Genomic DNA, 12,695 nt, shown 5'->3' with positions numbered 1-12,695 from the left:
CTCCGGGGCCAAGGCGTCGATCAGCTTGCCCTCGTCGCTCAGCCGTGCGGCGTTGTCGACGGCGATCGCAGTGGCATCGAACAGGGTCTCGAGAGGACTGACGAACCAGTCACCGTCTTCCTCAACGGCCACAATGCTCGGCTCGCGGCCTCGGTGAGCTGGGCCGTCAGCCGGGGGCGAATCAGGTCGACGTAGAGCCCAGCCATGGTCTCGGAGAGCAGCTGCTTCACGGCGGCCTCCGGCCTCACGGCGCCGCCCAATTCGGAGAAGAGGGCCCCGAAGACCCAGATGCCGGCACCGCCGACGAGGACCGCCTCAAGGGCGATCGAGCCGCCGGCGATCAGGTCCCGCTGACGACGCACGGTGACGGCCGCCGGGATGTCGCTCACGATGTGCGCTCTTCTCGAAGAGTCGTGGTGCTCGGTTTCAGGCAGGTCATGATGATCACGACCCGATGATCAGAGAGGCGGCGAAAGCCGCCAGGGCAGGATCCGCTGCTGGTGGCCCGGATCGCAGCCCCTGGCGCGAGCGAGGAATACCTCGAGGGCCGGCTCCCGACCAGAAGAGAGGCGAACGTGGCGCCGAACGAGCAGACCTCGGCACGGTGCTGCCGAACGTCTGCTCGTTCGGCGACCTCGGGGCGCTCCACGGCACCGACATGGCCCAGCACCTCGGGTGCGGATGCCCGCACGCTGTGGTGGGTCTGGGCTATCGATCCGCGGTCGTGCCGGCGGAGCGCCGTGCACCCCACGGTGAGGCACATCCGGTCGGGCTCCTTCGGGCAGTTCGAGGAGCGTGGCTGCTACGCCACGTGGTCGCGCCAGCTGTGCTCGGGGGCGTAGCCCAGCATCCGTCGGGCCTTGTCGATGGAGAGCAGCGTGTCGTTCTCGCCGACCGGCCGTAGTTCGACGCCGGGGAAGACCTCGGCCGCCAAAGCGGCGTTGGGCCGACTCATCACCGTATCGGCGGCGGCGATGATGAATGCCTCGAAGCCCGGCTTCGCATTCTCCAGGGCACGCAGCACGGCCTGGGCGCCGTCGCGGCCGTCGATGTAGCCCCACAGGTTCCACTTGCGCAGGGTGGCGTCGGCGTTGAAGGCGGGGAAGGCCGCGTAGTCCTCCGGGTCCTTGACGTTGGAGAAGCGCAGGGCCGTGATGCTGAGTTCGGGATCCCACCGGGTGAGTTGGATCGCCATCTGCTCCTCGAGGTGCTTCACCAGCGAGTAGGTACTTTCGGGACGGGCCGGGTACTCCTCGTCCACGGGAAGGTAGGGCGGGTCGATGTCGAACGGCAGGCCGAGCACGGTCTCACTGGAGGCGTAGACCAGTTTCGTGATGCCCGCACGCCGGGCCGCCTGGAACACGTTGTAGGTGGAGAGGATGTTGTTGTGGAAAGTGGCCACGTCGGGAACCAGGCCGGGAGCCGGGATCGCGCCCAGGTGAACGATTGCGTCGAAGCCCGAGTGCCGGTCATCGACACCGAGGATCGCGTCGATGACCTGGCCGTAGTCCGTGAGGTCCACGACCACCAGATCGTGGCTGCGGGCACCGTCACGGTCGAGGTTCAACACCTCGTGGCCCTCGGCCACTAGGTACTTCACGACGGTCCGGCCGAGCTTTCCGCTTCCACCTGTGACGACGATCTTCATGCGGGACTCCTCTGGGTGGGTGGTGTGTGTGACAACAGGACAAGCGTACGACTGGTGCGCCCGTGCATCCGTGCATCCGTTGCAGCCGCCGCCACCGCCGCCGCTTCGTGAGGAGATTTTCGCAACACGCCGCCCAGGCGGCCACGAACTCCGGCGTTTCGCGAAAATCTCCTCCGTAGCGTGACGACGGATGCCTGTGGCGGACCGGGAAACGAATTCGCCATGCCCGGCAAAGCTCCGCGCAACTGCCCGACAGCACACCGAGATGAACCTCCCCGATCGGGCGCACGCGCGTCAGCGAGCCGACCACGATCATCCGTTGGCCGGGAACAACGCCGCTCGGAGAAACGAACGCTGAGAAATCCACGGCGAAGGAGATGGCGCTGCAGGACTCGGAGCAGCCAGCACCCCCTCTGAGCCGCACCGCCAGGCTCACCCACCGAGGCGGCAGTTAACAGGTGACAGGCAGCCGGCGACCGGCGACCGGCGACTTGCAACAGTGGCAATGGCAATGGCAATGGCAGTGGCAGTGGCAGTGGCAGTGGCAGTGGCAGGCGAGAGTACTAGAGCAGCACCCCCGTCAGCACCTGTCCGGCCAGAAGCGTGGTTCCGAAGGTGACCAGGATGATCTGGGCCATCTCCACCCGATGCGGATGGGCCCAACCCCGACGGGCCTTCCGGCCGAGCCAGGCGTTGGTCCAGACCAGGGTGGCCACAGCGAGCAGCGACAGCGTGACGGTGCGTACGAAGAGTTCGGGGACGTCGCCGAGAGTTCCGGCACCAATTTGATAGAAGGCGATGATGCCCCACGGCACGATGCCGACCATGGTCCCGAAGACGAACGGCCGGAGCGACCCGGCCCCGCGCGGCTCGCTCTCCTGAAGGGCCAGGAAGAGCGTCGCACTCGCTGTGATCGCATAGAGCGCCACGAGCGTGCCGACTTCCGTGACGCCGTTGAGCTGGGCGATCAGGAACACCGTGATTGCGGAGACTTGCGAATACTCGACCCAGCGGGTCGTGTTGCGTGCCGCGTCCAGGCCGCTCCGGTACCGGCCGGCGACCGCCGGCAGGAGCTGCGCGAACCGCAGGACCGCGGAAAGGGTGAGCAGGATGACGACGGCCACTCCGAGGTTGACGTCGGCCAGGTGCGCGGTCTGCGGAATGACCGCGGAACCCACCGGTCCGCCGGGGAACCTGGCCGTGACCGGCAACAGTACGGGGGTTTTCTCGGCCAGGGCGGCTGCCGAGATCAGCACGGCCTGTGCGAAAAGGATGATTCCGGCGATGAGGTTCATGGCGCGCAGTCGGGTGAATTGCGCATCCGTCACGGTGTAGCCGGGCGCCGTCATCATGTTTTCAGCGTAACGGCCCAGATGTCGTCGACCTCCGGAACCGAGAGAATGGACAGGTGAGTGACGCCGGCAGCTTTGTGGACGCGACCCTGCAGGCCGAAGGGGACGATTACCGGGCCGCAGCGGAAAAAGAGCGGCTGGGCAGTGATCTGCGGTTCTACGGCGCCTCGGTCGGCGCGGTGCGCGGCACGATCCGAGACGCTGCCCGCCGATACCCCGGTCTGACGCACGACGACGTGACCGCGCTGAGCACGGAGCTCTGGGCGGTGCCGGTGTTCGAGCGCCGACTCGCGGCGGTGGTGCTGCTGCAGTCGAACGTGTGGCGGCTGGACAACTCCGACCTGACCCGGATTGAGGGTTTCCTGCGCAGTGCGGGGCTACGGGAACTGGTCGACCCGATCGCCGTCGACGTGGTGGGTCCGCTGCTGGAGCGCTTGGCTGCGCCGGACCGCGCCCGGGCATCGAGCGTGCTCGATCGCTGGGCCGGCGACAGCGACCGGTGGTTGCGCCGGGCAGCCTTGCTTGCGGCGGGGCGATCCGAGCCGCGCCCCTAACCCGATAACCCGACGTCTCGAACCCGCGCCCCTAACCCGCTCAGAGCAGCGGCAGAACCTGCTCCCGCACCTGTTTGCGCAGAATTTTGCCCAGCATTGAGCGGGGCATCTCCTCGACTTTAACGATTCGACGCGGGATCTTGTATGCCGCGAGCTGGTCGCGGCAGTGGAATCTCAGCGCTTCCTCATCAAGAGCCGCCCCTGGCTTGAGCTCGACCGCTGCGACGACCATCTCCCCACCCCGTTCGAGAGTCTTGCCGAAGACGGCCGCGTCGACGACATCCGCGTGCAGTCGCAGCACCGCCTCCACCTCCGAGGGAGAGACGTTGAAGCCGCCGCTGATCACGAGTTCCTTGGCCCGGTCCACGATCGTGGTGAAGCCGTCGGCGTCGACGGTCACGATGTCGCCGGTGCGCAGCCAGCCGCCGGGTAGGAGGGTCTTCGCGGTCTCCTCGGGGTTGTTCCAATAGCCCTGGAAGACCTGCGGCCCCTTCAGTAGCAGTTCGCCGGGCTCGCCCAGCGCCACGAGGGTGGTGGGGTCGTCCAGATCGACGACCTTCATCTGGGTGGAGGGGAACGGCACACCCACCGTGCCGGGCCGGCGAGTGGGGTGGAACGGGTTGCCGAGTGCCACCGGCGATGACTCCGTCATGCCGTAGCCCTCCACTAGGAGCCCTCCCGAGACCGATTCCCACAGTTCCACGACGTGGTCCGGCAGGTTCATGGCGCCCGAGATGCAGTACTTGCAGGAGCGCAGCGAGATTCCGCGCTCCTTTGCGACCACGGCCGTGCGCTCGTAGATCGGCGGCACCGCGCAGTAGACCGTGGCGGGCGACTTCTTCATGGCGTCGAGAATCAGGTTGGGGTCGAATTTGGGGAACAGAACGAGCAGGGCCTGTTTGCGGATGCCGTAGGTCAGGTAGAGGGTCATTCCGAACGCGTGGAACATGGGCAGGATCGCGTAGAAGATCTCCTTGCGGTACTCGGCCCCGTGCATCCACGCCTCGCCTTGCAGGGCGTTGGAGTAGAGGTTGAAGTGGGTGAGCATGGCACCCTTGGGCTGCCCCGTCGTGCCCGAGGTGTACTGCAGGGCCGCGAGGTCGTCAACCGCCGGGCGCGGATGCTCGGGGTCGATCGCGCCGTGGCTGAGCACGTCTTTCCAGGAGATGGTGCCCGGCGCGGACCCCGAGAGTGCGTCGCGGGACTCGCGCAGTTTCTTCACCGGCAGGTGCAGGGCAAGGCGCTTGATGGCCGGGAACGCGGCCAGCAGGTTGACGGAAACGATGTGGTCGATCTCGACGTCCTCGGGGAAGGCGCGCACGGAGGCCACGGACTTGTCCCAGGCGATCACGATGCGGGCCTGGTGGTCTTCGAATTGGTGGCGGAGTTCGCGGGAGGTGTAGAGCGGGTTGTGCTCCACAACCACACCGCCCAGGCGCAGCACGGCGTAGAAGGCGACGACGTGCTGGGGGCAGTTCGGCAGGATGAGGGCCACCCGGTCCCCCGCGCGAACGCCCAATTGACGCAAACCCTCCGCCGCCCGGTCTACCTGGTCGCCGAGCTCGGCGTAGCTCGTGCGGCGCCCGAAGAACTCCAGAGCCGGGTGGTCGCCGGCCTCGGCCACCGAGCGCTCCAGCATCGCGACGAGGGACTCCGTGGGCAGATCGATTTCGGCCGGGACACCCGGTTGGTAGTTCTTCACCCAGGGCTGCTGCTCAGTAGTCGACATGCTCATATCCTGCCGCGAAGTGCAGACCCGGGCGGACGACGAGCGGGGCCGCACCCGAAATCCGACCTGGATTCGGGCCGTGACAGGCCACGAATCGCCCCGCACGAACGGGGGGCACCCCCGGATGGATTACCGTTGTAGTATGCACACCCCTGACACCATCACGCAGACCGAGGCAGATACTGCCCGCGATACGAAAACCTTTGCCGACCTTGGGCTCAGCGACTCCATGCTCAAGGCCCTCAAGGACGTCGGGTACGAAACTCCTTCGGCCATCCAGGCCGCCACCATTCCTCCTCTTCTGGCCGGGCGGGACGTCGTCGGCCTCGCTCAGACCGGAACCGGCAAGACGGCCGCCTTCGCACTCCCGATCTTGTCGCGCCTCGACATGGCTCAGAAGACCCCGCAGGCACTCGTGCTCTCCCCGACCCGTGAGCTCGCCCTGCAGGTCTGCGAGGCATTCGAGAAGTATGCCGCCCACATGCGCGGCGTGCACGTACTCCCCGTCTACGGCGGGCAGGGATACGGCGTTCAGCTTTCCGCGCTGCGCCGCGGAGTGCACATCGTCGTCGGTACGCCCGGCCGCATCATGGACCACCTCGAAAAGGGCACGCTCGACCTGTCGGAGCTGAAGTACCTGGTGCTCGACGAGGCCGACGAGATGCTCAAGATGGGCTTCGCCGAAGACGTCGAGACGATTCTCGCCGACACCCCGGACGACAAGCAGGTCGCCCTGTTCTCGGCGACCATGCCGGCGCAGATCCGGCGGATCTCGAAAAAGTATCTGAACGACCCCGAAGAGATCACGATCAAGAACAAGACGACGACTTCCGCGAATACCACCCAGCGCTACCTGATGGTGTCGTACCCGCAGAAGGTCGACGCGCTCACCCGAATCCTCGAGGTCGAGAACTTCGAGGGCATGATCGTGTTCACGCGCACCAAGAACGAGACCGAGCTACTGGCCGAGAAGCTGCGCGCACGTGGCTACTCCGCAGCGGCCATCAACGGCGACGTTGCCCAAGTGCAGCGTGAGCGCACCGTCAACCAGCTCAAGTCCGGCAAGCTGGACATCCTGGTCGCAACGGATGTCGCCGCGCGCGGCCTCGACGTGGACCGCATCAGCCACGTCGTGAACTACGACATCCCGATCGACACTGAGTCCTATGTGCACCGCATCGGCCGCACCGGCCGCGCCGGCCGCAGCGGCGCCGCGATCAGCTTCGTCACGCCCCGTGAGCGCCACCTGCTCAACGCCATCGAGCGGGCGACCCGCCAGCCGCTGACGCAGATGCAGCTGCCGAGCTTCGAAGACGTCAACGTCACGCGCCTGGCGCGCTTCGACGACGCCATCTCCGAGGCCCTCGGCCAGTCCGAACGGATCAGCGCCTTCCGCGACATCATCGGTCACTACGTCTCGCACCACGACGTTCCCGAAGCGGATGTCGCGGCGGCCCTCGCGGTCGTCGCCCAGGGTGAGACCCCCCTGCTGCTCACCCAAGCGGATGCCCGCGCGCAGCGCGTCGAGCGTGCCGACCGCGGCGACCGTGCCGAGCGCGCCCGAGCCGACGCTGGTCGCGGCGACCGCCGTGACGATCATGGCGAACGCGGCGAACGCGTGGAGCGGGTGGAACGACGTCCCCGCGACAACAACCGGGCGATGGCCTCGTACCGCATCGAGGTCGGCAAGCGCCACAAGGTGGAGCCACGCCAGATCGTCGGCGCTCTCGCCAACGAGGGTGGCCTGAGCCGTGAAGACTTCGGTCACATCCAGATCAACCCGGAGTACTCGCTCGTGGAGCTGCCGGCCGATATGCCCGGCGACGTTCTTGGGCGCCTGGAAAACACCCGCATCAGCGGCAAGCTCATCGAGATCCGCGCCGACGGCGGCGGACCCGTGCGCCGCGAGAGCCGCACCGAGCGTCCTCCGCGCCAGCCGCGCAGCTACTAGGCATACGCACACGGCACACCGGGGCCATCCGCACTCGGTGTGCCGAGGGCTATCCGGCTCCGGTGTAGCGTGCAATCGTCGGAGGCCAACCGAATGGTTCCTGACAAGGGAGACTGCCATGTTCACCAGTTCCGAGGCCTTCAGTTCGTTCTCCGTGGACGACATCGACAAGGCGAGGCTCTTCTACGAGGAGACCCTCGGCCTCGATGTGCAGGAGGGCATGATGGGCAACCTCGAAATTCGGCTCGGCAACGGCGCGCAGCTGTTCATCTACGCCAAGCCCGATCACGTGCCGGCCACCTTCACCGTGCTCAACTTCGTGGCCGACGACGTCGAGAAGGCGGTCGACGAGCTCAACGCCCGCGGCGTGACCACGAAGATCTTCGGCGACGAGGATCTGGCCGACATGCCGCCCAACGACGAGAAGGGCATCATGCGCGATGAGGAGAACAGGGCAGCGATCGCCTGGTTCACGGACCCGGCCGCCAACGTGCTCGCCGTGGTTGCGGCGTCCATGTAACGACAGGGCTATGGCGGAAGATCGTCCTGCAATCCGCGGCAGGGGCCCACACCTCCCGCTGGCGGGTAGCGGGTTGTCGGGGAGCAGCTAGGCGCGATTGCGCGGCTCCGGAAACAACGGCTTGCACGTCGTGCAGACCTCACCGTCCCCACCGATCTCACTCCGGCCGGCGACGGCTCGGTGCTCTCTGCCCAGTCGCTCGAGCAGCGCCCACATCAGCAGCGCGAGCGCGGCGACGGCGACGACCGGGCGGACGGCGTCGGAGATGAGCGGCACGGCCTCCCGCAGTTCGGTGGTGAGGTAGACCGCGATCAGGCCGAGCACCGGCCAGCGCACGTCACACCTCGTGGCCTCTCCGCCGATCGGGGCATCGAAGTAGCTGCCGGCGACCAGGCCGATCAGCCCCACCCCCACGACCGTGACCGCAGAGGCCCACGCGGCTCCGGGGAACACCAGCGATCCGCCGGCCACGGCGACGGATCCCGTGGCGAGGGTCAGAACGACCAGCGCCGCCGCGGCGACACCGGCGGCGATCATCCATCGCCGGCCGTGCCAGGTGCGGAGTCCGGTCAGCATTCCCGAAATTCTCATGGCGTGACCGTTTCCTCGATTGCGATTGGGAGTTTATACCCCACGGGGTATTTTATGCAGAAGCTGTTCCTGGCGCTGCCCTAGCCGAACAACGCGATCACGGCCTGCACGGCCACGTAGCCTGCGACGATCAGAACGAGAACCGCGAATCCGCGTTTCAGCAACGTGTCCGACAGGCCACGGGCCAACCGGCCGGCGATCAGCGACGCCGCCATGGCCGTCGCGGCGAACGCGCCGGTCACGGCCCAGTCGATCTCCACACCACCGACGTGTGCCGTGAACCCGGCGATCGAATTGATCACGATGATGACGAGCGAGGTCCCCACGGTCACGCTCATGGGCAACCCGAGCGCCAGGGTGAGCGCGGGAACGATGAGAAAGCCGCCGCCAACGCCGAGCAGCCCGGTGAGAAAACCGACCACCGCACCCGTGGCGAGTGCCCGGGGCAGGCAGCCGCGCCAGTCGGTGCCGCCGCCGGGGAGGGAACACGGGCCGCCTCCGGCCCGGATGGGCACGAACATGCGGATGCCGGCGATCACCATGATCACGGCAAAGGCCAGGAGTAGGACGCCCTGGTCGAGCAGCCGGTTGACCATCGTGCCCAGCGCGGCGGTCCCCACTCCGGCGGAGCCGACGATCAGGGCCAGGCGCCAGTTGACACCGCGTCGCAGCCGGGGCAAGACGGCGACGGCGGAAGCCGCTCCGACCACGATCAGGGAGGTAGGTATCGCCTCCTCCAGCGGCAGTCCGACCCCATAGACGAGGGCCGGCACGGCGATGATCGCCCCGCCGCCTCCGACCAGACCCAACAGCGCCCCCACGACGAGCCCGAGAACGAGGGCCACGGCGATCATGGACGCTGAGGAAGGACAAGGGGCAGCCGCCCGGGAATGGTGCAGTGCGGAATGTTGCGGCGTCCGAAAGTCATGCCGACGATCCGTTCGGAGGCCTCCCCCACTTCGACGATCTGAGCCTCATCCAGTCGGGTGAAGACCTGCTGCGGGGGGCCCTTCATTGTGAGCACCTTTCCTGGGACAGGTAGGGGCGGAATCGTCCCCCCAGAATCAGAAGGAGTGCACCCAGTGCGACAACGCCGAACAGAGCGGTTCCCAGGCAGGTGAGGCGAGATCGCAATTCGCATTCCCGTCATGGGGTTAGACGGCCAGCTCGGCCAGGGTGAGTCCGGCGGCCGCGGCCTGGTCGAAGTTCGCGTCCACGTGCACGACCTCGCGTCCGGCGCGCTGCAGCAGGCTGGCGGCGACCCCGGCCCGGTAGCCGGAACCGCAGTGCACCCAGATCTTCCCGGCCGGGATCTCCCCCATCCGGGAGAGCATCTCGTGCAACGGAACGTTCACCGCACCCAGCAGGTGGGATGCGGCGAACTCGTCGGTGCGCCGCGTGTCCAGCAGAACGTCCGTCTCAGCCAGGTCCAGCAGTAGTCCATCCCAGCCCACGCGCGGGTAGGAGGCGACCGGTGCGTCCGGCGACAGGGTGTGCGGATCGGTGCCGATGGCGGCAAGTGGGGAGTCGATGCCGATACGCGACAGGTCACGGATGGCGTCCTCGACGTCTGCCCGGTCGCCCACCAGGGTGAGCTGCTCGTTCCAGGGCAGAACCCAGCCCAGATAGGTGGTGAAGTTGGAGCCGTTGCCGTATTCGAAGCTCACGGCACCCTGCAGGTGGTTGCTCGAGAAGGCGACGCGGTTGCGCAAGTCGACGACCCACTCCCCCTCGGCCAGGCGGCGGGTGAGCTCGGCGGCGTCGAGGGAGTCCGGCACCTGCAGGTTTGCGGCGCTGGGACCCTGCATGTTTGCGGGGGCCATGTGCGCGTAGTATGAGGGGTACGCGGTGAGGTTGGCGATCAGGTCGCGCACGAAGTGCTCCTCATCGGCGTCGGTCAGGGCATGGTTCGCCGTGAGCTGCTCGCCGATGGTGGACGCTCCCGCGCCGGTGGCTGGGCCGCTGGAGCAGAAGGAACCGAACCCGTGGGTTGGGAAGAGGGCGGCGTCATGCTCGGCTTCGTGCACGAGGCGACGCGCCGAGGCGTATTGGTCGTGGGTGAGTCCGACGGTGTCGCCCGCGGCCACCAGGTCGGTACGTCCGACCGAGCCGAACAGCAGGCTGCCGCCGGAGAAGACCGCCTCGGTGCTGCCGTCGCTGACGATGTACGACACGTGCGTGTGAGTGTGACCCGGCGTGGCCACGACGGCCACGGTCAGGCCGCCGACGGGGAGGATCTGGCCGTCGGTGACGGGCTCCCGCTCGAACGTGACGGCGTCGACGGCGTTGACCAGGTACTTCGCGCCGTGCGCCCGGGCGAGTTCAAATCCGCCGGTCACATAGTCGTTGTGCAGGTGGGTCTCGGCGACGTGGGTGATGATGACCCCGGCCTCGCGTGCCGCGTTCTCCACGCGGTCGGTGTCCCGCTGTGGGTCGATGACGAGCGCGACGGCGCCGTCATGCACCAGGTAGCTGCGGTCTCCCAGTTGCGGGGTTTCGATAACGATAACGTCCATGGTTCGAAGTCCTCCAGGTCATGCATGCGGATCGGATTGCACGATGGACACGATACCCCCCAGGGTATTTTTGCGCAACCGTGATCGCTTGACCTACATACCCCATGGGGTATATTGTGAGACGATGGCAACCATCGACACCACCGAGAAAACCTTCGACCAGACCATCACCGACAATCCCATCGTGCTGGTTGACTTCTGGGCCGCCTGGTGCGGCCCCTGCCGCATGTTCGCGCCCACCTTCACCGCTGCCTCCGAGAAGCACCCCGACATCGTATTCGCCAAGGTCGACACCGAGGCCGAGCAGAGCCTGGCCGCAGCTGCGGGCATCCGTTCGATCCCGACGCTGATGGCGTTCCGCGACACGGTGCTCGTGTTCTCCCAGCCCGGAGCCCTGAATGCCACCTCCTTGGACGAGGTCATCACGGCCGTGCGGAACCTCGACATGGACGAGGTGCACGCCAGCATCGCGGCCCGCCAGGCCTCAGACCAGGCCTCCGCCTAACCGGTCCCCGGCGCCACTGCCTTCCGGGCCCTACCCTTTGTGGGCTTCACGCGGCAGGCTGATCGTCATCACGGTGCCCTGGCCCGGAGCGGATGCCGCCTCGATCGTTCCACCCTGGCTGACGACGAATTTGCGCACGAACGCCAGGCCGATCCCCGACCCCGCGACCTGCTCGGCCGCCCGGCCTTGCCACAGCCGATCGAAGATGTGCGGCAGTTCGTCGGCCGAGAAGCCGGGTCCGTGGTCGGCGACCCGGAGCACAGCCTGACGCTCGTCCGCGGTGACGCTCAGGTTCACCGTTTCTCCCGGGCGGCAGTATCGGGCCGCGTTGGCCAGCAGGTTGCCGACGGCCTGGTGCAGACGGTCGGCATCAGCTCGCACGGGCACGGGCACGGGCACGGGCACGGGCACGGGCACGGGGCCGTGCCCGTCGAGCTCCAGGTTCACCTCCGCCGCCCGAAGCTCCGATTCCCGCACGGTCGACTCCTCCCGCACGATCTGGGCCAGGTCGACGGAGGCGAGGCGCAACGACGGCCCCGCTGTCTCGACCGCGGTCAGTTCGGCCAGGTCGGCCACCACTCGTCCCAGCCGGAGAGACTGGTCATTCAGGCCGGCGAGGCCCTCGCGTGTGAGCCGCACCAGTCCGTCGCGCAGTTCCTCCAGCCCGGCCTGCAGCGCGGCCAGCAGCGCGGCCAGCGGCGTGCGCAGTTCCGGGCCACGTCGGCCGTCATGGTGCGGCGATCCCGCTCCGACCGCACCACCGCGTCGGCCATGTCATCGAACGCGACCGCCAGGTCGCCCAGCTCCCCCGGTGCCCGGCCGGTGGTGCGCGAATGCCGGTCTCCGGCCGTGAACGACTGCGCGGCATCCGTCATCGCCCTGATCAGCGAAGGGCACCGATCGTGGGTGACGTTCGCTGGTTGCGGGCGGTACGGGTGCCACGGGTGCTACGGGGTGGTGACGATCGGGAGCCCGGTGGAGACGGCGGCGGCGGACATGGCGCCGGCATCCGTCACCGAGGTGAATCCGAGATCGGCCAGACGGGCCGTGGCGGCTGCCGAACGACTGCCCGACCGGCAGTACACCACGTAGTCGCCGTCGGTCGGCAATGCCGAGGCCTGGCTGTCGAAGTCGGATGCCTGCACGTCGATGTTCATCGCGCCCTTGAGGTGACCGGCAGCGTACTCCCCCGGAGTGCGCACATCGATCACGACGGCGTCGGCTGCGATGGTCGACGAGGCGGCCGGGGCCGCGGGGGTGGAGCAGGCGGTGAGGCCGAACAGGGCGGCACCGGCCAGGACGACTGCTGCGACGAGGTTTTTCATGCCT

General features: G+C 67.5%; 16 protein-coding genes. 4 read left to right on the top strand and 12 right to left on the bottom strand.

Annotated features, from left to right (window positions below):
- Positions 1 to 38: 38 nt before the first annotated feature.
- The 4 genes from E3O65_RS02170 to heR form a co-directional block, all read right to left on the bottom strand.
- Entirely contained in the window at positions 39 to 389 is a 351-nt protein-coding gene (locus E3O65_RS02170) for a hypothetical protein (protein WP_134362116.1), read from the bottom strand.
- Entirely contained in the window at positions 386 to 763 is a 378-nt protein-coding gene (locus E3O65_RS02165) for a hypothetical protein (RefSeq protein WP_134362115.1), read from the bottom strand. The genes E3O65_RS02170 and E3O65_RS02165 overlap by 4 nt, the downstream gene beginning before the upstream one ends.
- A 39-nt stretch (positions 764 to 802) precedes the next feature.
- A complete protein-coding gene (locus E3O65_RS02160; RefSeq protein ID WP_134362114.1) occupies positions 803 to 1,648 on the bottom strand; it encodes an NAD-dependent epimerase/dehydratase family protein in 846 nt (281 codons plus the stop codon).
- A 563-nt stretch (positions 1,649 to 2,211) separates the two neighbouring features.
- On the bottom strand, positions 2,212 to 3,000 hold the full coding sequence (gene heR, locus E3O65_RS02155) for a heliorhodopsin HeR (protein WP_134362113.1): 789 nt from the start codon (positions 2,998 to 3,000) through the stop codon (positions 2,212 to 2,214).
- A gap of 56 nt (positions 3,001 to 3,056) precedes the next feature.
- On the opposite strand from heR, the gene E3O65_RS02150 reads away from it, so the two are divergent.
- Complete coding sequence (locus tag E3O65_RS02150) at positions 3,057 to 3,554, top strand: DNA alkylation repair protein (protein WP_134362112.1); 498 nt, start codon at positions 3,057 to 3,059, stop codon at positions 3,552 to 3,554.
- A 40-nt stretch (positions 3,555 to 3,594) separates the two neighbouring features.
- Here E3O65_RS02150 and E3O65_RS02145 read toward each other — a convergent pair whose 3' ends face one another.
- Entirely contained in the window at positions 3,595 to 5,283 is a 1,689-nt protein-coding gene (locus E3O65_RS02145) for a long-chain-fatty-acid--CoA ligase (RefSeq protein WP_134362111.1), read from the bottom strand.
- 142 nt (positions 5,284 to 5,425) lie between these two features.
- On the opposite strand from E3O65_RS02145, the gene E3O65_RS02140 reads away from it, so the two are divergent.
- Positions 5,426 to 7,234 (top strand): DEAD/DEAH box helicase, encoded by a 1,809-nt coding sequence (locus E3O65_RS02140; RefSeq protein WP_134362110.1) that lies wholly within the window; start codon positions 5,426 to 5,428, stop codon positions 7,232 to 7,234.
- A gap of 118 nt (positions 7,235 to 7,352) precedes the next feature.
- Positions 7,353 to 7,754, top strand: coding sequence for a VOC family protein (locus E3O65_RS02135; RefSeq protein ID WP_134362109.1), 402 nt, complete (start codon positions 7,353 to 7,355; stop codon positions 7,752 to 7,754).
- An 87-nt stretch (positions 7,755 to 7,841) separates the two neighbouring features.
- On the opposite strand, the gene E3O65_RS02130 is transcribed toward E3O65_RS02135, so the two are convergent.
- The 4 genes from E3O65_RS02130 to E3O65_RS02120 all read right to left on the bottom strand — a co-directional run bounded on the left by E3O65_RS02130 (position 7,842) and on the right by E3O65_RS02120 (position 10,861).
- Positions 7,842 to 8,330, bottom strand: coding sequence for a hypothetical protein (locus E3O65_RS02130; RefSeq protein WP_134362108.1), 489 nt, complete (start codon positions 8,328 to 8,330; stop codon positions 7,842 to 7,844).
- 95 nt (positions 8,331 to 8,425) lie between these two features.
- Positions 8,426 to 9,199: a sulfite exporter TauE/SafE family protein gene (locus E3O65_RS02125; protein ID WP_134362107.1), complete on the bottom strand. Its 774-nt coding sequence runs from the start codon at positions 9,197 to 9,199 to the stop codon at positions 8,426 to 8,428.
- Positions 9,196 to 9,360: a hypothetical protein gene (locus tag E3O65_RS16555; RefSeq protein ID WP_166785620.1), complete on the bottom strand. Its 165-nt coding sequence runs from the start codon at positions 9,358 to 9,360 to the stop codon at positions 9,196 to 9,198. Before E3O65_RS16555 ends, E3O65_RS02125 begins: the two co-directional genes overlap by 4 nt.
- A 139-nt stretch (positions 9,361 to 9,499) precedes the next feature.
- Complete coding sequence (locus E3O65_RS02120; protein WP_134362106.1) at positions 9,500 to 10,861, bottom strand: MBL fold metallo-hydrolase; 1,362 nt, start codon at positions 10,859 to 10,861, stop codon at positions 9,500 to 9,502.
- A 124-nt stretch (positions 10,862 to 10,985) separates the two neighbouring features.
- Here E3O65_RS02120 and trxA point away from each other — a divergent pair, with 124 nt between their 5' ends.
- On the top strand, positions 10,986 to 11,366 hold the full coding sequence (gene trxA, locus E3O65_RS02115) for a thioredoxin (RefSeq protein WP_134362105.1): 381 nt from the start codon (positions 10,986 to 10,988) through the stop codon (positions 11,364 to 11,366).
- Between the two features lie 30 nt (positions 11,367 to 11,396).
- Here the strand turns inward: trxA and E3O65_RS02110 are convergent, their stop codons facing one another.
- From E3O65_RS02110 to E3O65_RS02100, 3 genes are all read right to left on the bottom strand, one after another.
- On the bottom strand, positions 11,397 to 12,005 hold the full coding sequence (locus tag E3O65_RS02110; protein WP_166785619.1) for a sensor histidine kinase: 609 nt from the start codon (positions 12,003 to 12,005) through the stop codon (positions 11,397 to 11,399).
- Complete coding sequence (locus tag E3O65_RS17540; RefSeq protein ID WP_134362103.1) at positions 11,972 to 12,241, bottom strand: HAMP domain-containing protein; 270 nt, start codon at positions 12,239 to 12,241, stop codon at positions 11,972 to 11,974. Before E3O65_RS17540 ends, E3O65_RS02110 begins: the two co-directional genes overlap by 34 nt.
- Before the next feature lie 72 nt (positions 12,242 to 12,313).
- The gene (locus tag E3O65_RS02100; RefSeq protein ID WP_134362102.1) at positions 12,314 to 12,691 is read right to left on the bottom strand and encodes a rhodanese-like domain-containing protein; all 378 of its coding nucleotides are present in this window, start codon (positions 12,689 to 12,691) and stop codon (positions 12,314 to 12,316) included.
- Positions 12,692 to 12,695 lie beyond the last annotated feature (4 nt).

The organism is Cryobacterium breve (assembly GCF_004402375.1).
GTDB classification, from domain to species: domain Bacteria; phylum Actinomycetota; class Actinomycetes; order Actinomycetales; family Microbacteriaceae; genus Cryobacterium; species Cryobacterium breve.
The sequence above is the reverse complement of the archived record's forward strand: the minus strand, read 5'-3'. Positions and strand labels throughout refer to the sequence as shown.